Source organism: Novosphingopyxis sp. (genome assembly GCF_965218915.1).
In the GTDB taxonomy this organism is placed as follows: Bacteria; Pseudomonadota; Alphaproteobacteria; order Sphingomonadales; family Sphingomonadaceae; genus Novosphingopyxis.
Window position 1 is genome coordinate 16,613 of record NZ_OZ244708.1, and the last position, 20,133, is coordinate 36,745.

At 61.6% G+C, this 20,133-nt stretch carries 23 protein-coding genes and 1 tRNA gene; 14 read left to right on the forward strand and 10 right to left on the reverse strand.

The features are described 5' to 3' along the window. Positions 1 to 78 precede the first annotated feature (78 nt). Positions 79 to 164, forward strand: a tRNA-Leu gene (locus ACOQPC_RS00085). A 77-nt stretch (positions 165 to 241) separates the two neighbouring features. Here ACOQPC_RS00085 and ACOQPC_RS00090 read toward each other — a convergent pair. From ACOQPC_RS00090 to ACOQPC_RS00115, 6 genes are read right to left on the reverse strand one after another with little or no spacing between them, the layout of a single operon-like run. Beyond that, positions 242 to 1,144 (reverse strand): ParB/RepB/Spo0J family partition protein, encoded by a 903-nt coding sequence (locus ACOQPC_RS00090; RefSeq protein ID WP_420606652.1) that lies wholly within the window; start codon positions 1,142 to 1,144, stop codon positions 242 to 244. Continuing rightward, positions 1,141 to 1,917 carry a ParA family protein gene (locus tag ACOQPC_RS00095; RefSeq protein WP_420606653.1) on the reverse strand — a complete coding sequence of 259 codons (777 nt, stop codon included), beginning with the start codon at positions 1,915 to 1,917 and terminating at the stop codon, positions 1,141 to 1,143. Before ACOQPC_RS00095 ends, ACOQPC_RS00090 begins: the two co-directional genes overlap by 4 nt. Beyond that, a complete protein-coding gene (gene rsmG, locus ACOQPC_RS00100; protein ID WP_420606654.1) occupies positions 1,914 to 2,537 on the reverse strand; it encodes a 16S rRNA (guanine(527)-N(7))-methyltransferase RsmG in 624 nt (207 codons plus the stop codon). The genes ACOQPC_RS00095 and rsmG overlap by 4 nt, the downstream gene beginning before the upstream one ends. Continuing rightward, complete coding sequence (mnmG, locus tag ACOQPC_RS00105; RefSeq protein WP_420608172.1) at positions 2,534 to 4,297, reverse strand: tRNA uridine-5-carboxymethylaminomethyl(34) synthesis enzyme MnmG; 1,764 nt, start codon at positions 4,295 to 4,297, stop codon at positions 2,534 to 2,536. The genes rsmG and mnmG overlap by 4 nt, the downstream gene beginning before the upstream one ends. A 60-nt stretch (positions 4,298 to 4,357) precedes the next feature. Next, a complete protein-coding gene (gene mnmE, locus ACOQPC_RS00110; RefSeq protein ID WP_420606655.1) occupies positions 4,358 to 5,650 on the reverse strand; it encodes a tRNA uridine-5-carboxymethylaminomethyl(34) synthesis GTPase MnmE in 1,293 nt (430 codons plus the stop codon). Between the two features lie 19 nt (positions 5,651 to 5,669). Beyond that, entirely contained in the window at positions 5,670 to 5,942 is a 273-nt protein-coding gene (locus ACOQPC_RS00115; protein WP_420606656.1) for a DUF6489 family protein, read from the reverse strand. Between the two features lie 106 nt (positions 5,943 to 6,048). Here ACOQPC_RS00115 and ACOQPC_RS00120 point away from each other — a divergent pair, with 106 nt between their 5' ends. Beyond that, positions 6,049 to 6,747 (forward strand): dienelactone hydrolase family protein, encoded by a 699-nt coding sequence (locus ACOQPC_RS00120; protein ID WP_420606657.1) that lies wholly within the window; start codon positions 6,049 to 6,051, stop codon positions 6,745 to 6,747. Positions 6,748 to 6,795: 48 nt separating this feature from the next. Beyond that, on the forward strand, positions 6,796 to 8,370 hold the full coding sequence (locus ACOQPC_RS00125; RefSeq protein WP_420608173.1) for an FMN-binding glutamate synthase family protein: 1,575 nt from the start codon (positions 6,796 to 6,798) through the stop codon (positions 8,368 to 8,370). 62 nt (positions 8,371 to 8,432) lie between these two features. Here ACOQPC_RS00125 and ACOQPC_RS00130 read toward each other — a convergent pair whose 3' ends face one another. From ACOQPC_RS00130 to hemE, 4 genes are all read right to left on the reverse strand, one after another. Then, on the reverse strand, positions 8,433 to 9,143 hold the full coding sequence (locus ACOQPC_RS00130; protein WP_420606658.1) for a YjbE family putative metal transport protein: 711 nt from the start codon (positions 9,141 to 9,143) through the stop codon (positions 8,433 to 8,435). Between the two features lie 148 nt (positions 9,144 to 9,291). Further along, on the reverse strand, positions 9,292 to 10,548 hold the full coding sequence (gene rho, locus ACOQPC_RS00135; protein WP_420606659.1) for a transcription termination factor Rho: 1,257 nt from the start codon (positions 10,546 to 10,548) through the stop codon (positions 9,292 to 9,294). A 688-nt stretch (positions 10,549 to 11,236) separates the two neighbouring features. Beyond that, positions 11,237 to 11,677: a CopD family protein gene (locus ACOQPC_RS00140; RefSeq protein ID WP_420606660.1), complete on the reverse strand. Its 441-nt coding sequence runs from the start codon at positions 11,675 to 11,677 to the stop codon at positions 11,237 to 11,239. 9 nt (positions 11,678 to 11,686) lie between these two features. Further along, positions 11,687 to 12,721, reverse strand: a complete 1,035-nt coding sequence (hemE, locus tag ACOQPC_RS00145; RefSeq protein WP_420606661.1) for a uroporphyrinogen decarboxylase — start codon at positions 12,719 to 12,721, stop codon at positions 11,687 to 11,689. Positions 12,722 to 13,022: 301 nt separating this feature from the next. On the opposite strand from hemE, the gene ACOQPC_RS00150 reads away from it, so the two are divergent. The 11 genes from ACOQPC_RS00150 to ACOQPC_RS00200 all read left to right on the forward strand — a co-directional run bounded on the left by ACOQPC_RS00150 (position 13,023) and on the right by ACOQPC_RS00200 (position 20,122). Continuing rightward, positions 13,023 to 13,862, forward strand: a complete 840-nt coding sequence (locus tag ACOQPC_RS00150) for a pyruvate, water dikinase regulatory protein (protein ID WP_420606662.1) — start codon at positions 13,023 to 13,025, stop codon at positions 13,860 to 13,862. A 65-nt stretch (positions 13,863 to 13,927) separates the two neighbouring features. Beyond that, positions 13,928 to 14,476 carry a Maf family protein gene (locus ACOQPC_RS00155; RefSeq protein ID WP_420608174.1) on the forward strand — a complete coding sequence of 183 codons (549 nt, stop codon included), beginning with the start codon at positions 13,928 to 13,930 and terminating at the stop codon, positions 14,474 to 14,476. Continuing rightward, positions 14,473 to 15,297 carry a shikimate dehydrogenase family protein gene (locus ACOQPC_RS00160; protein WP_420606663.1) on the forward strand — a complete coding sequence of 275 codons (825 nt, stop codon included), beginning with the start codon at positions 14,473 to 14,475 and terminating at the stop codon, positions 15,295 to 15,297. The genes ACOQPC_RS00155 and ACOQPC_RS00160 overlap by 4 nt, the downstream gene beginning before the upstream one ends. Then, positions 15,294 to 15,914 carry a dephospho-CoA kinase gene (gene coaE, locus ACOQPC_RS00165; RefSeq protein ID WP_420606664.1) on the forward strand — a complete coding sequence of 207 codons (621 nt, stop codon included), beginning with the start codon at positions 15,294 to 15,296 and terminating at the stop codon, positions 15,912 to 15,914. The genes ACOQPC_RS00160 and coaE overlap by 4 nt, the downstream gene beginning before the upstream one ends. Positions 15,915 to 15,941: 27 nt before the next feature. Further along, complete coding sequence (dnaQ, locus tag ACOQPC_RS00170) at positions 15,942 to 16,646, forward strand: DNA polymerase III subunit epsilon (protein ID WP_420606665.1); 705 nt, start codon at positions 15,942 to 15,944, stop codon at positions 16,644 to 16,646. A 49-nt stretch (positions 16,647 to 16,695) separates the two neighbouring features. Beyond that, complete coding sequence (hpf, locus tag ACOQPC_RS00175; protein ID WP_420606666.1) at positions 16,696 to 17,265, forward strand: ribosome hibernation-promoting factor, HPF/YfiA family; 570 nt, start codon at positions 16,696 to 16,698, stop codon at positions 17,263 to 17,265. A gap of 106 nt (positions 17,266 to 17,371) precedes the next feature. After that, entirely contained in the window at positions 17,372 to 17,842 is a 471-nt protein-coding gene (locus ACOQPC_RS00180; RefSeq protein ID WP_420606667.1) for a PTS sugar transporter subunit IIA, read from the forward strand. Then, the gene (locus ACOQPC_RS00185) at positions 17,802 to 18,305 is read left to right on the forward strand and encodes a PaaI family thioesterase (protein ID WP_420606668.1); all 504 of its coding nucleotides are present in this window, start codon (positions 17,802 to 17,804) and stop codon (positions 18,303 to 18,305) included. Before ACOQPC_RS00180 ends, ACOQPC_RS00185 begins: the two co-directional genes overlap by 41 nt. Then, complete coding sequence (locus ACOQPC_RS00190) at positions 18,302 to 18,646, forward strand: DUF1491 family protein (protein WP_420606669.1); 345 nt, start codon at positions 18,302 to 18,304, stop codon at positions 18,644 to 18,646. The genes ACOQPC_RS00185 and ACOQPC_RS00190 overlap by 4 nt, the downstream gene beginning before the upstream one ends. Positions 18,647 to 18,836: 190 nt before the next feature. After that, positions 18,837 to 19,553 carry a cell wall hydrolase gene (locus tag ACOQPC_RS00195; protein WP_420606670.1) on the forward strand — a complete coding sequence of 239 codons (717 nt, stop codon included), beginning with the start codon at positions 18,837 to 18,839 and terminating at the stop codon, positions 19,551 to 19,553. An 80-nt stretch (positions 19,554 to 19,633) separates the two neighbouring features. Further along, positions 19,634 to 20,122 (forward strand): MmcB family DNA repair protein, encoded by a 489-nt coding sequence (locus tag ACOQPC_RS00200; RefSeq protein ID WP_420606671.1) that lies wholly within the window; start codon positions 19,634 to 19,636, stop codon positions 20,120 to 20,122. The last annotated feature ends 11 nt before the right edge of the window (positions 20,123 to 20,133 follow it).

Genomic DNA, 20,133 nt, shown 5'->3' on the forward strand with positions numbered 1-20,133 from the left:
ACGATCGAGGTCAAGGACCTTACAGGTTGCGCGCCCAAAACCGCTTTGCTAGGGCACCCGCCTACCTGCAGGCGGCGTGCGGTCGTGGCGGAATGGTAGACGCGCAACGTTGAGGTCGTTGTGGCCGAAAGGCCGTGGAAGTTCGAGTCTTCTCGACCGCACCAATTTTAGCGAGCCGCCGCATTCGCGCTTGTACCTGTAGCCCAGAGTTGCGTTGCGCGACTTCGGTATTGAAACCTCGCTATAAATTTCCCCCGCTAAGACGCTGGCATAACATATCGAGCTGATCCAGACTGCCATAGCGAATAACCATCCGGCCTGCCGCGCCCTCGCTTTGGATTGCGACATCGAGCCCCAATAGGTCGCCCAACTGTATTTCGAGCGTTCGAATATCGGGGTCGCTGCCATGCGGATAGGGTTTCGACCGGCGGGGGGCGGTTTGATCCCCATTTCTCGATCGTCGCACTATGCGCTCGACATCGCGAACGGTCAGTCCGTCTCGTTCGATCCTCAGCGCCAGCTCTTCGGCATCGTCATGGCCGATCAGGGCGCGCGCATGGCCCATTTGCAGACGGTTCTCAAGCATCATCGCGCGCACCGGCGCCGGCAAGTCGAGCAAGCGCATCAGATTGGCGACATGGCTGCGAGACTTGTCGACCAGGGCCGCCAGCGCCTTTTGACTGTGGCCAAACTCCTCGGTGAGCCGATGATAGGCCTCCGCCTCTTCGATCGGATTGAGATCCTCGCGTTGGACGTTCTCGATCAGCGCGATCTCGAGCGCCTCTCCATCTGCGAAGTCGCGGACGATGGCGGGTATCTCATGGAGCGATGCCCGTTGCGCTGCCCGCCAGCGTCGCTCGCCCGCGACGATTTGATAGCCCTTTCCGCCAGGCGCGGGTCGCACCACGATCGGCTGGATAATCCCGCGCTGTCGAATGCTTTGCGCGAGCTCATCCAACGCGCCCTGTGCGAAGTGCCGACGCGGCTGATCGGGATGCGGAGCTAATTGTGCGATCGGCACCATCCGGATGGTGCGATGGTCGGACGCCGCGGGCTGCGTCGTCGGACGATCGCGAATGGCATCGCCCAGCAGGCTGTCGAGCCCGCGGCCAAGCCCGCGCTTTTTTTCGCTGCCCGCGCTCATGCCGCTATCTCCTCTGTGGGTAAACGGTCGATCAGCTCACGCGCCAGATCGATATACGCCGCCGATCCGGCACAACGATGGTCATAGATGAGCGCGGGCAAGCCATGGCTCGGCGCTTCGGAAAGGCGTACATTGCGCGGTATGACCGTATCGAACACGATCGGGCCGAGGACCGATCGAACGTCGTCGGAGACCTGATCGGTCAGCCGGTTCCGCCGATCATACATAGTAAGTGCAACCCCGAGGATCGAAAGGTCTCCGTTGAATCTGGTGCGCACACGCTCGACGGTTTGTAAAAGTTGGCTTAGTCCTTCGAGCGCAAAAAACTCGCATTGAAGCGGCACCAACACGGAGGCGGCGGCAACGAGCGCGTTGACCGTCAGCAATCCGAGCGACGGCGGACAATCGATCAGGCACATGTCGAAACCGGTGGCGTTTTCCACCTGATCGCGCAATGCATTCGATCGGCGATCTCGATTGACCAGCTCGATTTCCGCTCCTGAAAGATCTACCGTGGCCGGCACGATCGATAGGCCGGGCACTCCCGTTTCCCTCGTGCAATGATGAAGCGACGCTTCGCCGATGAGAAGCTCATAACTGGTCCAATCGCGCTGATCACGGCTCACGCCCAGACCCGTCGAGGCATTTCCTTGGGGATCGAGATCAACCAAGAGCACCCGTAATCCCGTAGCGGCCAATGCGGTCGCCAGATTAATCGCCGTCGTTGTCTTGCCAACCCCGCCTTTTTGGTTCGCGATTGCGATGGTAATCATGCAGCACCTTCTCCAACCAAAATAACGGCTTGCTGTTCGGTGATGCTTCGTTCCACGTGGAACATGGCCTTGTGTCGCCTCGGAAGTTCCTGCCATTCCTTAACACCTTTGGCTCCCCGTGGAAGTATCCAGCGTGTCGCAGAGTTCGAAAAAGGTCGCGCCAAGTCGATGAGATCGCTAAGTGGCGCAAAAGCTCGAGCGATGATCGCACTAACGGCGAATGGCTCGACGGTTTTCAGATCATGACAAATGACCGAAACGTTTTTAAGGCCCAATTCTCCGGTCGCGTTTGTTAGAAACGCGCAACGACGCTTCCTCGATTCGACTAGCTTGAAAGCGCGGTCCCGAACAATCGCCAATACCAACCCGGGCAATCCCGGACCACTGCCGAGATCGATGACCGGAGCGCCGCTCGGCGTATCCGATCTCAAATAATCCACTAGCTGTATGCTATCCACGATATGTCGCGCCCAAATTCGATCGACCGTCGAGCGTGCAATTAGGTTTTGACGCTGGTTTTCGCCCAGTAGCAGCGCAATATACCGCTCTATGCTCACCAATGTTTCATGTGGAACATCACCGCGGGCGGCGATCCAAGCTTTGGCTTCATCCTCGGTCAAACGCCCACCATGCGGCGGCGCGAAGCGATCAAAATTGCCGACAGGGCTGCCGGCGTAATCCCGCGAACGCGACTTGCTTCGCCTAAATCGTCAGGCCGCGCCGCTGCCAGTCGTTCAACCATTTCGTTCGATAGCCCCGCCACCGTTCGGTAATCGAGCTCTGGCGAAAGCGCTACATTCTGGTTTGCCCTAAGGTCACGCAATTCTGCCTCTTGGCGGGCAACATATGGTTCATAGAGAATATCCTGGCTTATCTCATCGAGTAGATCCGTATCTTCCTTAGCATGCAAAATGGACTGTTTGATTTCCTTCGTCGTCATGATTTCATTAAAGCGTGAGGTGAAAGAAACCTTCTTCGCTGCACGTTCTACGAACCATTTTTTGCGATGCTTGCTGATGCATCCGGATGTGATGGCGAGCGGGGTGAGGCGAGTCCAAGCATTGTCCGCGCGGAGCCGCAATCGATATTCGGCCCGTGCCGTCAGCATACGATAGGGCTCGGTCACGCCCTGCAGAACCAGATCGTCGATCATCACCCCGATATAGCTGTTCGTACGGTCCAGCGCCGGGCGCGGCTTGCGGTCAAGATCGCAAGCCGCCGCCAAGCCCGCGACGAGCCCTTGCGCCGCGGCTTCCTCATAACCGGTGGTCCCGTTGATCTGGCCGGCACAATAAAGCCCGGGAATTGCCCGTAATTGCAATCCATGATCGAGCGCGCGGGGATCGATATGATCATATTCGACAGCATAGCCTGGTACGGCCATCTCGACCCTTCCGAGCCCCCTGATGCTGCGCAACATTTTCTGCTGTATGGCGACGGGAAGCGATGTGCTGATCCCGTTGGGATAGATGAGATGGCTGTTTAGCCCCTCTGGCTCGAGAAAAATCTGATGGCCGTCACGATCTCCGAAACGATGAATCTTATCTTCAATGGATGGGCAATAGCGCGGCCCTGCCCCAGTGATGCCCCCGCCATAGAGCGGAGAGCGGGCTAAATTCGATCGGATGATATCGTGAGTCCGAGAATTGGTCCGTGTGATCGCGCAAAACAATTGCGGTAGTTGGCGGTGCCGACTCATGGGTGACATAGTCCAGTGGTCGCCGTCGCTCGGCTGCTGCTCCAGCGCTCCCCAGTCGATCGTACGGCCGTCAAGGCGCGGCGGCGTACCGGTCTTGAGCCTTGCCATGGGTAGGGCGACATCGCGCATTTGCTCGGCAAGACGATGCGCGCTGCGTTCATCGATACGACCGCCCTCGAAACGTTCCTCACCGCGAAACAGCCGCGCACCCAAAAAGGTGCCCGTCGCTAGAATAGCCGCGCTTGCCGTTATCGCGCTTTCATCGGCTAGGAGCAGTCCGGCGACGCGGCCGCCTCGCAAATCCAATGCGGTCGCCTCGCCAGAAACGACTGTTATGTTCGTTTCTGCTGCAATCATATGGTTGACGGTCGATCGAAAAAGCGTTCGATCCGCTTGGACACGTGGCCCGCGGACAGCAGCGCCCTTGCTACGATTGAGCATTCGGTAGTGGATTGCCGCCTTGTCGGCCGCTCGTGCGATTAAACCGTCAAACGCGTCGACCTCCCGGATCAGATGGCCCTTGCCGAGTCCTCCTATGGCAGGATTGCACGACATTGCCCCGATCATAGCGGGATCGAGTGTCACGAGCGCAACCTTCTTGCCCATGCGGGCAGCGGCTGCAGCAGCCTCGCATCCAGCATGACCACCGCCTACGACTATGATGTCAAATGATCGGCTCATCATGGTTGTCTAGTGAGGGAATTCGACGAGGTCAAAGCGAGCTGTGTTTCACGTGAAACATTATTTGCCGATGCAAAATCCGTTGAATATATGGTCGAGCATGTCTTCGGTGTGGGTGCGGCCCGTCAGTTCGTCGAACGCCGAACGTGCATATCTTAGCTGCTCCGCTTGGAGCAGCGGATCGGCTAAGCTTCCGAGTGCCTCCAAGGCAATCGCCGCTTTGGCCAAGGCCGTCCTTTGCCTTTGATTGAGAGCATATGCGTCCGGCGCCGGCAAGATTCTTTCGGCCTCGTCCACCATGCGCGCTATCAGTCTGGCCAAACCAGAACCGGTATGTGCGGACACGGCCAGCCCAGCGGCCGTCTTGCCGGCGCGGCCAAGATCGGCTTTCGCATCGATTTCGATGAGCCGGGGATGTTTTGGGCCGTGATTCTCTTCGCCCAACCAAAGGAGAATATCGGACCGTTCGATAGCGTCGCAAGCTCGCTTTACTCCCACGGTTTCGACCATATCGTCCGTGGCTTGGCGCAGTCCGGCCGTATCGCTCAGCACAAACGCAATACCGTTCCAAGCCAGCGGAGCCTCGATCACATCGCGCGTCGTACCTGGAATGTCAGAAACAATCGCTGCATCGCGTGCAACCAAAGCGTTAAAAAGGCTAGACTTTCCACTGTTTGGAGGTCCTGCCAGCACGACCCTGACACCGTTACGCAGCCGTTCTGCGCATGGTTGAGCTAAATGAGTACGGATATCCGCTCCCAGTGCCATCGCGGCAGCCGGAGGTGCAAGAGCGTCGGCGGTATAGTGCGCCTCGACGTCGCCTTCGTCCGAAAAATCCAATTCGGCTTCGATCGCAGCCGACGTTACGAGAAGGCGTTCCCGCCACTCTTCCACTTGCCGAGCAAATCGCCCTCCTGCCATTTCCGCTGCCGCCCGGCGCTGCCATTCGGTTTCGGCCACAAGCAGATCGGACAAGGCCTCCGCCTGGCCAAGATCGATACGACTGTTGAGAAAGGCCCGCCGTGTGAATTCACCCGCATCCGCCGCGCGAAGCTCTGACATCGTCGCGAGTTCGGCCATGATTGCTGCTACAACGGCACGGCCGCCATGAACGTGAAGCTCAGCCACGTCTTCGCCGGTGGCAGTATCAGGGGCACGAAACGCAACGACGAGCGCTCGGTCTAAAAGGCGTCCGTCCTGAGTTTTCAGGGTGCGATGCGAAAAGCGTCGTAGGGCCGGTACGGAACCAGCAAGTCGCTCCAGGGTGGTTATCGCTCGGGAACCGCTGATCCGGATGATGGCAATGGCCGCCGGGAGCGCACCGCTCGACATCGCAAAGATGGTATCGGTCATAGTCGAATTTTGACGAATATTAATCGGTTTTGGGTTTTTTCTGCCCGGCCGGGCCTGACTTCATGCCGCTGGCAGCCGCCCCCTCCATAAAGTTTTGAAACAGTTTCAAACCCATTTGTCCCATGGGAGCGACTTGTTTTGCGAAACTTTCCAGTTGCTCCATATTGGTCACGCCCTTCATGGCTTGCGCGACATTGTCAACGTAGATTTCGTTCGCCTTGGTCACGTCGGGCAGACCCATGAAGCGGCGCGCTTCCTCCGGAGTACAGTCGATTTCGATGTTCATCTTCATGAAAAAAGCCTCTTCTGTCTTACGGAACGGCTATGAATGCCGCTCGTTACGCTTGCGATAGATAAGTACGGACGTGCCGTTCGGAAAGAGCAGGAGAATATATCCCATGACCGCCATGCACAACATCGATACCTTGGACGGCAAAAACGGGTTCGATTGCTATATTGCAGAGCCTGAGGGAACTCCCGAGGCGGCGATCGTGGTCATTCAGGAAATATTCGGCGTCAATGCCGGCATCCGGCGCAAAGCCGACAAGCTGGCCGAGGCCGGTTACCTGGCGCTGGCGCCCGATCTGTTCTGGCAGCTCGAACGCGGCATCGAACTGGATCCCGATATTGAGAACGAGATGAGCCGAGCGCTGGATCTGATGGAGAAATTCGATCAGGACGCGGGAATACGCGATATCGAAGCGACGATCAAATATGCCCGCGCCGAATTCGGCGTCGGGAAAGTCGGTGCGGTCGGATATTGCCTCGGCGGGCGCCTCGCTTATATGACCGCGGCGCGCACGGATAGCGATGCCACGGTGGGCTATTATGCCGTCGGCTTGGACGAATTGCTGGATGAGAAGGACGCGATCGCCAACCCGTTGATGCTCCATATCCCTCAGGAAGACGGTTTCGTTTCCAAAGCGACGCAGGAAGCCATGCACAAAGGCCTCGACGATCATCCCAAGGTCACACTGCACGATTATCCAGACATGGACCATGGCTTCGCAACCGAATTCGGCAAACGCCGCGACAAGGAGAATGCGGCCAAGGCCGACGAGCGGACCGCGGAATTTTTTGCCCAACATCTCGCCTGATCGGTAGAAGACGCGGTGAAACGGTATCATTTTAGCGATGGTTGGCGGCTGATTTTACCTACCGCCGTTATCGCAAGTCTGATCTTCTGTGCAGTCTATCCGCCGGCGCGATGGGGCCTTTGGATCGCGATACCCTTGGTGCTGTTGGGAATCTGGGATTTTCTTCAGCGCTCCCATAGCCTGCTGCGCAATTTCCCTGTTACCGGCCACATCCGCTGGATCATGGAATCGCTGCGCCCATATTTGCGCAGCTATATCGTCGAGAGCGATCTCGACGGCAGACCATATAATATAGACGAGCGCGGTCTCGTCTATGCGCGCGCCAAGGGCGATCTGGATGATCATCCGATGGGCACCGAACTGGACGTCTATTCGTCCGAATATAAATGGCTGACACATTCGATCGCGCCGAACGAGGCAGCCGACGAGCATCCGCGCGTCAAGGTGGGCGGGCCGCAATGCTCGATGCCCTATGACGCTTCGGTGCTCAATATTTCGGCGATGAGCTTCGGTTCGCTCGGTGCCAAGGCGATCGAGGCGCTGAACCTGGGTGCCAAACAGGGCGGCTTCTACCATGACACCGGCGAGGGCGGTCTCAGCAAATATCATCGCAAGCATGGCGGCGATCTGACCTGGGAAATCGGCAGCGGCTATTTCGGCTGCCACGACGGCAAGGGCCATTTCGACGAAGCGATGTTCCGCGACACCGCCCAGCGCGATCAGGTGCGCATGGTCGAGATCAAGCTGAGCCAAGGCGCAAAGCCGGGCCATGGCGGCGTCTTGCCGGGGGCCAAGGTCACCGCCGAAATCGCCGAGGCGCGCGGTGTGGAGCAGGGCCAGGATTGCGTCTCGCCGGCCGCGCACAGCGCCTTTTCCACACCGATCGAGATGCTCGAATGGGCGGCCAGGCTGCGCGATCTGTCGGGCGGCAAACCGGTCGGGATCAAATTATGCGTCGGCCAGCCGCATGAGGTAATGGCGGTGATGAAGGCCATGCTCGAGACCGGCATCCTGCTCGACTATATCGTCGTCGACGGCGCCGAGGGCGGCACCGGCGCGGCGCCGGTCGAGCTGTCGAACCGCGTCGGCTACCCTTTACGCGAAGGCCTGATCATCGTGCGCAACGCGCTAGTCGGGAGCGGGCTGAAGGGCCGCATCAGGCTGGCCGCATCCGGCAAGGTGCACAGCGGCGCCGGTCTCGCGGCCAACGCCGCCCTCGGCGCCGATTGGTGCAATGCCGCGCGCGCGTTCATGTTCTCGCTCGGCTGCGTGCAATCGATGCGGTGCCATACCGGCATGTGCCCCACCGGCGTCGCGACGCAGGACCCGACACGCCAGCGCGGGCTGGTGGTTGAAGACAAGGCGGAGCGGGTCGCACGGTTTCAGAAACAGACGGTGAAGGCGCTGCACACCATCGTCACCGCCATGGGGCTGCAGCATCCGTGCGAAATCCGGCCGCACCATCTGCACGAGCGAATCTCGGATATGCGGTCCAACCCGATCGACAAGATCTACGATTTTTTGGGTGAGGGCGAATTGCTCGCCCGAACGAGCAGCGATTCCTATGCGGCGATGTGGAGCCAGGCCCAGGCGGAAAGCTTCCGGGCACGGGCCGCGACCTGACCGCTCAGCCGCGTCGTGAGTGCCGCGAGCCCAAGAAACGCTCCGGCTACAGGCCTCCTGCGCTAAGCGAAAAGCGACAGCAGCCCGATCGTATCCGGCCCGCCGACCAGCCCGTCATAGATCATCTTGCCCGCGACATAGACGATCACGAGCAAGCCGAGATAGCCGAGCCAGCGGTGGCGCTCGATATATTTGGCGATGATATTGGCGGCCACGCCCATCAGGATCACCGAGAGGATCAGGCCGACCACGAGGATGCCGGGATGCTCGCGCGCCGCGCCGGCGACGGCGAGGACGTTGTCGAGGCTCATCGACACGTCGGCGACGGCGACCGCCCAGGCGGCGGCGGCGAAGCTCCTGACCGGCTTGACCGCAACTTCGTCGCCGCTCGCGCTGCCGCCTTCCTGCAGCTCGCGCCAAAATTTCCAGGCGACCCAGACCAGCAGCAACCCGCCCGCGAACACCAGGCCGGTAATGCTCAACAGCCAGGTCACGATCAGCGCGAAGAAGATGCGCAGCACCAGCGCCGCGCCGATGCCGATCATGATTACCTTTTTACGGTCCGCGGCGGGAAGTCCGGCGGCAAGAGCACCGACCACGATGGCGTTGTCGCCCGCGAGCAGCAGGTCGATCGCCAGCACTTGTCCAAAGGCGGTCAGCTGCGAGGGCTCGGTGATGTTCGAGAAATCGTCGACGATGTGCTGCCAGATTTCGGCGGGCGAACCGAGCCCGGCCGATCCGGCGGATTGTGCTAGAAGAAGAAGATCGAGCATCGCGTGGTTCCTAACCCTTTCGTCACCGCTGCGAAAGCAGGGATCCAATTCCGGACCTTGCGAACCAAGCGAGGGCAGGCGCTGGCTTCCCGCTTTCGCGGGAATGACGAGGGATTTCCGTTTTCAATCCAGTAATTTTTTCGCAAAGCTACTGGTTCATCGAATCGAAAAAATCCTCGTTGCTCTTGCTGTCCTTCATCTTGTCGAGCAGGAACTCCATCGCATCGATCGTGCCCATCTGCATGAGGATGCGGCGCAGCACCCACATTTTGCTGAGCACGTCCTTCTCGACCAGCAGCTCCTCCTTGCGGGTGCCGGACTTGCCGACGTCGAGCGCGGGGAAGATGCGCTTGTCGGCGACTTTGCGGTCGAGCACGATCTCGCTGTTGCCGGTGCCCTTGAACTCCTCGAAGATCACCTCGTCCATGCGGCTTCCGGTGTCGATCAGCGCGGTGGCGATGATCGAGAGCGAGCCGCCCTCCTCGATATTGCGCGCCGCGCCGAAGAAGCGCTTGGGCCGCTGCAGCGCATTGGCGTCGACGCCGCCCGTCAAGACCTTGCCCGAGCTCGGCACCACGGTGTTGTAGGCGCGGCCGAGACGGGTGATCGAATCGAGCAGGATGACGACATCCTTCTTGTGCTCGACCAGCCGCTTGGCCTTTTCGATCACCATTTCGGCGACCTGGACGTGGCGGTTGGCGGGCTCGTCGAAAGTCGAGCTGATCACCTCGCCGTTCACCGAGCGTTGCATGTCGGTGACCTCCTCGGGCCGCTCATCGATGAGCAGCACGAGCAGATAGACCTCGGGATGGTTGTCGGTGATAGCCTTGGCGATGTTCTGGAGGAGCACGGTCTTGCCGGTACGCGGCGGCGCGACGATCAGCGCGCGCTGGCCCTTGCCCTGCGGCGAGATGATGTCGATCACCCGCGCCGATTTGTCCTTCACCGTGGGATCGAGCGTGTCGAGCGTGAGCTTCTGATCGGGGTAGAGCGGCGTCAGATTGTCGAAGTTCACCCGGTGACGGACCACGTCAGGATCGTCGAAATTGACCTTCATCACCTTGACCAAAGCGAAATAGCGCTCGCCGTCCCTGGGCGCGCGGATTTCGCCCTCCACCGTATCGCCGGTGCGCAGACCGAACTGGCGCACCATGTTGGGCGAGACGTAGATATCGTCGGGCCCTGCGAGATAGTTCGACTCCGGGCTGCGCAGGAAACCGAAGCCGTCCTGCAGCACCTCGATCGTGCCCAGTCCCAGAATTTCCTCGCCGTCGTCAGCGCATTCCTTGAGGATCGCGAACATGAGGTCCTGCTTGCGCAGCGTGCTGGCGCCCTCGACGCCCATTTCCTCTGCCATCGAGACGAGTTCGGCGGGGGCGGTGTCTTTCAATTCTTGAAGATGCATGATGATTCCATTCCCGGGAAACGGGCGGTGGTTGAAATAGGAAAATTCGCAGGCGGCCGAAAGGCTCATGGCATGCGCGAGGATCGTGACCCGGACGGGTCGTTCTCCACCGATCTAAGCGCAGCGGGGGCCGCTGTCAATCGGGGGCGGGATGCGGGAGCGGTTTGAATTCGCGCAAGAGGGAGAGGGAGAGGGAGGGGGAAAGAAATGCCTTCTCCCGCCCAACCGGGAGAAGGATACGCAAGCTTGGCGCGTGAGCGCCTAGCTGGAGTTGGATGAGGGTGGGTGGCGCGCCAGCGCCAGCGATGGGTCGGCGCCGGTGGATGCCCTCACCGGGGTCCCCGCCAAGTGGTACTTCGTGGGGTTTCCCCTCACCGCTGCGACTAAGCCGCCGCTACGCGCCGACTAAGTCTCGCTCCTCTCCCGCAAGCGGGAGAGGGTTGCGAACCGACGCACTGCTCGCGAACAGGCTTATTGCGAACGAAACGCCCTTATTGCGATCGGAAGTTCGCAAAGGTCTCGATACGTCCCCCCCTTCTTGCCCCTTTCCCGCACGCCTTTAATGGAGCGGGGCGGAGACCGCTGGGACGGGATGGTTCGACGATGACAAAGAGCCGCCGTCCTTATCCACTTTTTGGCGCATGTAGGACAGCCTTTTTATCGCAAGCCGACGCTGCGATTCTCGCGCTCAGAAAGGTTTGACGATCACCAGCACCACGATGATCGCCACCGCGATCGCGGGGACCTCGTTCACCAAGCGCAGCTTCGGTCCGGTCAGCGGCCGCTCGCCGCGTGCCAGTTTACCGGCGTAGGAGGCGAGATAGCCGTGATAGCCCGACAGCGCGAGCACGAGCAGCAGCTTCACGTGAAACCAGCCCATCGTCCAGGCCTGGATGGTGACCATCAATGCAATGCCCAGCACCCAGACCAGGACCAGCGACGGATTCAGGATGATCTTCAAGAGCTTGCGTTCGCGTGCGATATAGTTCGCCGCTTCCTGCGAACCCTCCGGCGCCTCTTGATGATAGACGAACAGACGCGGCAGCATGAACAGCCCGGCGATCCAGAAGATCACGAAAATGAGGTGGGCGGCCTTCAACCAGAGGTAGAGCACGGCGAGCGTTTCCATTCGGTCTGTTTAGGATTTTTCGGCGAGCAGCCCAAGCAACTTTTCGACATTTCTCACCGGCGTGTCCTGCTGGATGCCATGGCCGAGATTGAAGATATGCGGACGGCCGGCAAAAGCGGCGCGGATCGCGGCCACGGCCTGTTCGAGCGCCTCGCCGCCCGCGATCAGCACCAGCGGATCGAGATTGCCCTGCACCGGCAGCCCTTGCGGAAGGACCGCATCCGCCCAGACCGGATCGACCGTCTCGTCCAGCCCGATCGCGTCGACGCCGGTTCCCGCCGCATAGGCGGCCAGCTTGCCGCCCGCGCCCTTGGGAAACCCGATGACAGGGATATCGGGATGCCGCGCTTTAACCCGATGGACGATCGCTTTGTTCGGCGCGATCACCCAGCGTTCAAACTGCGCCGGGCCGAGTGATCCGGCCCAGCTGTCGAACAATTGCACGGCATCGGCGCCCGCCCCGATCTGACCGCAAAGATAGTCCGCGGTCACCTCGACCAGCCGATCGACCAGCGCCGCAAAGCGCTCCGGCTCGGCATAAGCCATGCGCCGTGTCGCGCTCTGGTCCCGGCTGCCCTCGCCGGCCACCATATAGGTCGCCACCGTCCACGGGCTACCGGCGAAACCGAGTATGGTGGTGGCGCGCGGCAGCTGCGCCTTGACCCGCCGCACGGTCTCGTAAATCGGCTCGAAGCGCGACAGATCGGGAACCAATTCGCTCAACTCATGTTTGGCCAGGATCGGCGACAGGCGCGGCCCCTCGCCGGCGACGAAGCGCAACTCCTGCCCCAAGGCGTGCGGCACGATCAGGATATCGGAGAACAGGATCGCGCCATCGAAGCCGAAGCGCCGGATCGGCTGCAAGGTTACGTCCGCGGCCGCGTCACTATCGTAGACCAGATCGAGGAATCCGCCCTTTTCCGCCCGGAGCGCGCGATATTCGGGGAGATAGCGCCCAGCCTGGCGCATCAGCCAGATCGGCGGCGGATCGCGGTGCTCCCCGCGCAGCACGGCAAGCAGGATTTTCTCGGTTCCGCCGATCATGTGCGCTTCCTGAATCAATATATTATTTAAAAGAGAGATTGATGATGGGAGATGGTCCGTGGGAAACCCGCGTCTAGGTCCATCCACCCGCTTTGCCAACAGATTGACTCGGGTCGAGTCCGGACTCGGCAATGGATTCGCCAGACGCTTCCCGCTTTTTCAACAGGCTGCGGAAAACAAAGCCAGGCTGTGGACGGACCATGTACGAATCGTAGCTTTCATGGCCGCTTGTCCAGCTGTCGAACCGTCCCCGGCGCTATCCCTTGATTTATCCACGCCGTGCCAACAAAGCAGGATGGGCATGGAACGCTTCCACCTTCATCTGCTGTCGGATTCAACCGGCGAGACGCTCGACAATATCGCCAAGGCGGCGCTCGCGCAGTTCGACGAGGTCGATGTCGTCAAGCATTTCTGGCCGATGGTGCGCTCCGACGTGCATCTGGAGCGGATTCTCAACGATGTCGCCGAAAATCCGGGCATGGTGATGTTCACGGTGGTGAATTCGGACACCCGCCGCAAGCTGGAAAAGCGCTGCCGTGCGCTCGGTCTGCCCGCGATCCCGGCGCTCGACGCGGTGACCGATGCGTTGTCCGACATGTTCGGGCAGGAAGCCAAGGCGCGTCCCGGGCGCCAGCACAGCCTCGATGCCGCCTATTTCGCGCGGGTCGAGGCGATCCAGTACACCATTGCGCATGACGACGGGGTGCATCAGGAGGGCTGGGAGGAGGCCGACATCATTCTAGCCGGGGTGTCGCGCACCTCCAAGACGCCGACCAGCATCTATCTCGCCAATCGCGGGTACAAGACCGCGAATATTCCGGTGGTGGTCGAATCGCCACCGCCGGAGCTGCTCTATCATCTGCGCAATCCACTGATCGTGGGACTGACCACCAGCGCGGACCGGCTGGTGCAGATCCGCCGCAACCGGCTCTTGTCGCTCAACCAGACGCCCGAGACCGATTATGTCGAGGGCGACAAGGTGCAAGCGGAGGTGAAATTCGCGCGCCGCATCTTCGCCGACCGCGGTTGGCCGGTCATCGACGTTACCCGCCGTTCGATCGAGGAGACCGCGGCGGCAATCATCAATCTGGCGAACGATCGCGAGCTTTCGGGCCACCAGCGCCAAGGCAATATCATTTGAGCGCGCAACATCATGTGAACGCCGGGCCGCTCATATTGGCGTCGGGCAGCGCGATCCGGCGGACCATGCTGGCGGCGGCGGGTGTGCCGTTCGAGGTCGAGCGGCCCGCGGTCGACGAGGACGAGCTGAAGGCGGCGCTGGCCGATCTGGCGCCGCGCGACCTCGCCGATGCATTGGCCGAGGCCAAGGCGCTGCGCGGATCGCAGGCATCGCCCGAGCGGCTGGTGCTGGGTGCCGATTCGATGCTCGAACTGGCCGGCGGCGGGCGGCTCGACAAGCCCGAGAACCCGGACGCGGCGCGCACGCAGCTCAGGATGATGTCCGGAGGCGTGCATGAATTGCACTCGGCCGCGGTGATCGTCGAGGGCGGCGCGGCGGTATGGCGGCATGTCGAAACCGCGCGGCTGCAGGTGCGGGCGCTGTCGGATGGGTTTATCGATTCCTATGTCGGGGCCGAATGGGACAGGATCCGCCACACCAGCGGGTGTTTCGAATATGAGAGCAAGGGGGCGCAGCTCTTCTCGCGGGTCCAGGGCAGCCATTTCGCGATCCTCGGCCTGCCGTTGCTGCCGCTCCTCGCTTTCCTGCGCGACCGAAAGATCATGCCGTCATGAAAGAGATTACCGGCCAGCCCTATGCCGAGGTCATCGGCGATCCGGCGGGGCACAGCAAGTCGCCGATGATTCACCGCTTCTGGCTGAGGAAACTCGGTATCGATGCGGATTACCGTATCGCCGAGGTGAAGCCCGGGGGGCTCGCCGATTATTTCGCGAATCGCGCCGACGATCCCGACTGGATGGGCTGCAACGTCACCATTCCGCACAAGCTCGCGGCGCTGGAGCATGTCGCCGATCCGGGCGGCGTGCGGGAAAGCATCGGCGCGATCAACACGGTGTTCCGGGGCGAGGACGGGGCGCTGATCGGCACCAACACCGATGCGGCGGGCTTTTGGGTGCCGATCGCGACACGTAACTGGACGGGCCGTCATGCCGTCGTAATCGGATCGGGCGGCGCAGCGCGCGCGGTGCTGTTCGCGCTCGCCAAGGGAGGGATCGGCGAGGTGACGATGGTCGCGCGCAGCGGGCTGAAAGCCATGGGGCTGCTGGCGCAGTTCGGGCTGAAAGGCGGCGTGCAGGACTTCGGCGCCAAGCTGCCGGGCGCGAACCTGCTCGTCAACGCCAGCCCGCTCGGCATGGCCGGGCAGGACGCATTGGACCTCGATCTCGATCCGCTGAAGCGCGGGGCGCTGGTCTACGATCTGGTCTACAAACCGGTCGAGACGCCGCTGCTGCGCCAGGCGGCGGACCGCGAGCTGGAGACGATCGACGGCCTCTCGATGCTGGTGGCGCAGGCCGCCTTGGCGTTCGAGCTGTTCTTCGGTGAGCCCGCGCCCGAGGAGGGCCAGGATGCGTTGTTCGAAAAGCTGACCGCATGAGCGCGCCGGCCAAGTCCGAAGGACGCCCGCTCGTCATCGGCCTCACCGGATCGATCGGCATGGGCAAGTCCACCGTCGCCGCGATGTTCGCGGAGCTGGGCGTGCCTGTGTTCGATGCCGATGCGATTGTGCGCGAGTTGCAGGGTCCGGGCGGCGCGCTGCTGTCGGTGATCGAGGAAGTATTTCCGGGCAGTACCGGAGCCGAGGGCGTGGACCGCAAGGCGCTCGGCGAGCGGGTGTTCGGCAAGCCCGATGAGCTGGCGCGGCTGGAAGCGATCGTGCATCCCGCCGTCGCTGGCCGGCGCATGGCGTTTCTCGATGCCAATCGCGACCGTCCGCTGATCCTGTTCGACATTCCGCTGCTGTTCGAAAAGAGCGGCAGCGACGGCGTGGATGCGATCGTGGTGGTGAGCGCGCCGGCCGCGGCGCAGCGCGAACGCGTGCTCGCCCGCCCCGGCATGACCGAAGCCAAATTTGCCGATATCCTGAAGCTGCAGCTAAGCGACGCCGAAAAGCGCGCGCGCGCCGATCAAGTTATCGACACCGGCACGAGCCTGGACGAAACGCGAAACCAGGTGGAAACGCTGGTGAAGCGTCTCGCGCCGTCCCTTGCCTGAACGCGCGAACGGGCCGATATGGATGCCATGCGCGAAATCGTCTTTGACACCGAAACCACCGGCATCGACCATGGAAACGGCGACCGGATGGTCGAGATCGGTTGCATCGAGATGATCGACCGGGTGATGACCGGCCGCACGTTTCATTGCTATTTCAATCCCGAGCGCGCGATGGACCCCGGCGCCGAGCGCATCCACGGGCTGGGCGATGCCTTCCTTCGCGACAAGCCGCGCTTTACCGACAAAGCGCTGGAACTGATCGAATTCATCGGCGAAGACATGCTGGTCGCGCACAATGCCATGTTCGATTTCGGTTTTCTCAACATGGAATTCGGGCGCTGCGGGCATCCTGTCGTCGATTATGTGCGCATGATCGATACCGTCGCGATGGCCCGCAAAAAGCATCCCGGCGCCAAAGCTTCGCTTGATGCGCTGTGCACGCGATACGGGATCGACCGTAGCCACCGCGTGAAGCATGGCGCGCTGCTGGACGCCGAACTGCTGGCACAGCTCTATATCGAGCTGACCGGGGGGCGGCAGATCGGCCTGAGCCTCGGTGCCGACGCGTCGAGCCCCGGCCGCGAGGCGCGCGTAACGCCGAGCCAATTGCCCACCGGCGCAACGCGCGCACCCCGCCATCACGCTCCGACCGACGAGGAGCTCGCACGGCACCGGGCGTTCATCGCGGGGATCGAAGGCTCGCTGTGGAGCAGCGGACGCGCGCGGCTCTGAACCGTTTCGGCCAGCGGCACGTTGGGACAACAAAAAGGAGAATCACCCCATGAAAATTCAGGTTTCGGGCCATCAGGTCGACACCGGCGAGGCGCTGCGCCAGCATGTCGAGGAGCGCATGACCGCGCTGGCGGACAAATATTTTCCCGAAACCATATCGGGTCAGGCGATCCTTGGGCGGGGGCCGCATGACAGTTTCACCTGCGACATCGTGACTCATGTGATGCAAGGCCTGTGGCTGAAGGCCGATGACCGGGCGCAGGACGCCCATCATGCGTTCGAGGGCGCGCTGGCCAAGATCGAAAAGCAGCTGCGCCGCTATATGCGACGAATTCAGGACCGCCATAGCCAGGCCGCGCAGGCGCTGAAGGAAGAGGAAGCGGCCTATACGGTGTTCGATTCCGAGGAAGAGTCACTCGAGGCCAGCGACGCTCCGCCGATCATCGCCGAACTGCGTGCCAACATCCCCGAAGTGTCGGTTTCCGATGCGGTGATGGTTCTGAATATGAGGAACACGCCGGCGCTGCTGTTCAAAAATTCTGGCACCGGCAGCCATAATATGGTCTATCGCCGCGATGATGGCACGATCGGATGGGTTGAACCGCAGTCCGCATCCTGAATTCGGCCATCGCCCGGGGAGCATTCAAGGACTTCGGGCAAGGACTTCGGGATGAATCATATATGTTCAATCTTTGACGCCGCTTTCCGGCGTGGGTCTGGTTGCTATGATTATAGATTTGAGTTGCGGCTTGCGCGAGGAAGCGGTGGTCGCCCGGTCTTCAATTCCGGGCAAGAAGGCTCTGTTCGACTTGCTCTCCGCGCGGGCCAATGCGGCCTATGCTCTGGATGCCGGCAAGGTGTTGAACGGGCTGGAGCGTCGCGAGACATTGGGATCGACCGGGTTCGGCTCGGGTGTTGCCATCCCTCATGCGCGCCTGCCGGAAGTCGAGGAGCCGGTAGGGCTGTTCGTTCGCCTGGAAAGGCCGCTGAATTATGCCAGCATCGACGATCGGCCGGTGGATCTCATCTTCTGTTTGATCTCGCCAGCCAGCGACGGGGCGCGCCATTTGCGGGTGCTGGCCGAGGTTTCACGCGCCATGCGCAGCGAGGCCAATCTGGCGCGGTTGCGCGATGCCGCCGACGCCGCGGCGATCTATGCGCTGTTGGCAGGGCTATATGAGTTCGACGCCGCCTGAATCCGGTCCCGCGCAAAGCGGACAGGAGGCCCATTTTCGCGCGCTCGAATCGCTCTATCGCGCTGCGCCGATCAACCGTCTGTTCGAATCCGAGATCGAAATTACCGGTCCGGGCAAGTGCGATATCCGGTTCGACGTCGACGAGCGCCATCTTCATGCCGCCGGCGCGGTGCACGGTACGGCCTATTTCAAGATGCTCGATGATGCGGCCTTCTATGCGGTCAACAGCCTGGTCACCGATCGCTTCGTGCTGACCACCGCGTTCAACCTGCTTTTCACGCGCCCGCTGCGGCCCGGACGTTTGCGTGCGACCGGACGCTGGCTCAGCGGACGCAGGCGCGTCTATGTCGGAGAGGCGCGGCTGATCGACGCCGATGGCGAGGAAGCAGGCCGCGGGACCGGGACGTTCATGCGATCCCGCATCCCCCTGGCCGGGCTGCCCGGTTATGCGGACGGAGCATGATCGCGCCGCGCGTCGCCGCTCATGTCCAGATCGACGCTATCCGACGGCTTTGCGAACGGGAAGGCGGGTTCGCCACGGTTTTGGCGAAGGGCGACCGGACAGCGGGCGATATCCTCATCATTTATCGTGAACGCGGCGGGCTCCCCAGCCTGCTACGCCGGGCGCTGCGCTGGGACGGCCCGCCGACCTGGACGGAAATCGAGCGCCAAACCTTTGAAAACGAACAAGAACTAAATAATTCGCTTGCACAACGACGTCATATCGACGGCGATTTATGGTTAATAGAGCTGGATGTCCCGGATGCGGAACGGTTCATCGCTATTATGGGCGAGTTCGTTTGACTCGGGTGGAGACCGAGTTAAATGCACCGCCAGCAACGAGCGCAAGTGGCCAATGGTTCCATCCAAGGGACGAAAATCGGCAAACACGCGAGTCGGAAGATAGCCCCAAGCAGATTGGACCCGCTGTTATCGGTTCGGGTTTTTTAGGTTTCTGCTCGGTGGGCGTCTGCCGCACGAATATGCGATAATCATGTTCCAATATATGAAAGCCGCGGGCGCCGCGGCCGCTTCCATGTTGCTGCTGTCCGCGGTCGTGATGACCGACAGCAGCTCCGCCGTCGCCGCCGAAGATCAGCAGCAGACGACGCTCATCTCCGGCGAGATCAATATCGATCCCGCCATCATCGCCCAGCTGCAGGCCGATCAGGTCGCTGCGAATGCAGATGCCAGCGCCTCGGCAAGCGACGAGGATATCGTCTTCGTCAGCCACCCGGTGATCATGCCCGTTCCCGAGCGCAGCGTGCCGGAGCCCAAGCCGATCCCGCAGTCGGACGCCAGCAGCCTCGCGCAGCTGGTTTCCATGCAGAATGCCGATGCCGCGCTCGATGCGGAGCAGCGCTGCCTGGCGGGAACCATCTATTTCGAATCCAAGGGCGAATCGCTCGAAGGACAGCTCGCGGTCGCCAAGGTGGTGCTGAACCGCGCCGCTTCGCCGCGCTGGCCCAGTTCGATCTGCGGCGTGGTCTATCAGAAGCACCAGTTCTCGTTCGTGCGCGGCGGCAAGATGCCGTCGATCCGCAAGTCCAGCCGCGCCTGGCAGCATGCCAAGGCGATCGCCCGCATCGCGCTCGACGACAGCTGGCAAACCGATGTGGACGACGCGCTGTTCTTCCACGCCAAATATGTGTCGCCCGGTTGGCGGCTGACGCGCATCGGCGCGGTGGACAAGCATATTTTCTACCGCTGAGGCGGCAATATCTGACCGGAAGAGTGAGGAGCCCCTTTTGGGGCCTTTATTCTGTTCACGACCTGTTCTATGCATTCGCCATGCTTGATCCGGCTCCCCAATTCGAACTGACCGGCGCCGCGGCGGTGACGCGCGGGCTGCGCCGCATGTTCGCGCGCCATCAGTTGTTTCTCATCCCGGAAGTGCCGCTGCGCAACGGTCGCCGCGCCGATCTGATGGGGTTGGATGCCAAGGGGCGGGTGGTGATCGTTGAGATCAAATGCGCGCGCGCCGACCTGCTGGGCGATCGGAAATGGCGCGATTATCTGGACTTTTGCGACCGTTTCTATTGGGCGGTGACGCCGCAAATGGATCAGACGCTGCTCGCGCGCGAGATGTTCGCGCCCGATCGGACCGGCCTGATCGTGGCCGACGCCTATGACGCGGCGATCGTGCGGCAGGCGGTCAGCACGCCGCTCGCGGCAGCCCGGCGCAAGACCGAATGCCAGCGGCTGGCGCGCATCGCCATGCGGCGCCATACCCAGCTGTGCGATCCGGAAGTCGCCTGGGGCGTCGAGCCGATCGACTGAAACGTAGCGGC

Coding starts and splice junctions, on each gene's coding strand:
- ACOQPC_RS00090 (WP_420606652.1), bottom strand. CDS start 1,144: ATGAGCGCGGGCAGCGAAAAAAAGCGCGGGCTTGGCCGCGGGCTCGAC.
- ACOQPC_RS00095 (WP_420606653.1), bottom strand. CDS start 1,917: ATGATTACCATCGCAATCGCGAACCAAAAAGGCGGGGTTGGCAAGACA.
- mnmG (WP_420608172.1), bottom strand. CDS start 4,297: ATGAGCCGATCATTTGACATCATAGTCGTAGGCGGTGGTCATGCTGGA.
- mnmE (WP_420606655.1), bottom strand. CDS start 5,650: ATGACCGATACCATCTTTGCGATGTCGAGCGGTGCGCTCCCGGCGGCC.
- ACOQPC_RS00115 (WP_420606656.1), bottom strand. CDS start 5,942: ATGAAGATGAACATCGAAATCGACTGTACTCCGGAGGAAGCGCGCCGC.
- ACOQPC_RS00120 (WP_420606657.1), top strand. CDS start 6,049: ATGACCGCCATGCACAACATCGATACCTTGGACGGCAAAAACGGGTTC.
- ACOQPC_RS00130 (WP_420606658.1), bottom strand. CDS start 9,143: ATGCTCGATCTTCTTCTTCTAGCACAATCCGCCGGATCGGCCGGGCTC.
- rho (WP_420606659.1), bottom strand. CDS start 10,548: ATGCATCTTCAAGAATTGAAAGACACCGCCCCCGCCGAACTCGTCTCG.
- ACOQPC_RS00140 (WP_420606660.1), bottom strand. CDS start 11,677: ATGGAAACGCTCGCCGTGCTCTACCTCTGGTTGAAGGCCGCCCACCTC.
- hemE (WP_420606661.1), bottom strand. CDS start 12,721: ATGATCGGCGGAACCGAGAAAATCCTGCTTGCCGTGCTGCGCGGGGAG.
- ACOQPC_RS00150 (WP_420606662.1), top strand. CDS start 13,023: ATGGAACGCTTCCACCTTCATCTGCTGTCGGATTCAACCGGCGAGACG.
- ACOQPC_RS00155 (WP_420608174.1), top strand. CDS start 13,928: ATGCTGGCGGCGGCGGGTGTGCCGTTCGAGGTCGAGCGGCCCGCGGTC.
- ACOQPC_RS00160 (WP_420606663.1), top strand. CDS start 14,473: ATGAAAGAGATTACCGGCCAGCCCTATGCCGAGGTCATCGGCGATCCG.
- coaE (WP_420606664.1), top strand. CDS start 15,294: ATGAGCGCGCCGGCCAAGTCCGAAGGACGCCCGCTCGTCATCGGCCTC.
- dnaQ (WP_420606665.1), top strand. CDS start 15,942: ATGCGCGAAATCGTCTTTGACACCGAAACCACCGGCATCGACCATGGA.
- hpf (WP_420606666.1), top strand. CDS start 16,696: ATGAAAATTCAGGTTTCGGGCCATCAGGTCGACACCGGCGAGGCGCTG.
- ACOQPC_RS00180 (WP_420606667.1), top strand. CDS start 17,372: ATGATTATAGATTTGAGTTGCGGCTTGCGCGAGGAAGCGGTGGTCGCC.
- ACOQPC_RS00185 (WP_420606668.1), top strand. CDS start 17,802: ATGCGCTGTTGGCAGGGCTATATGAGTTCGACGCCGCCTGAATCCGGT.
- ACOQPC_RS00190 (WP_420606669.1), top strand. CDS start 18,302: ATGATCGCGCCGCGCGTCGCCGCTCATGTCCAGATCGACGCTATCCGA.
- ACOQPC_RS00195 (WP_420606670.1), top strand. CDS start 18,837: ATGTTCCAATATATGAAAGCCGCGGGCGCCGCGGCCGCTTCCATGTTG.
- ACOQPC_RS00200 (WP_420606671.1), top strand. CDS start 19,634: ATGCTTGATCCGGCTCCCCAATTCGAACTGACCGGCGCCGCGGCGGTG.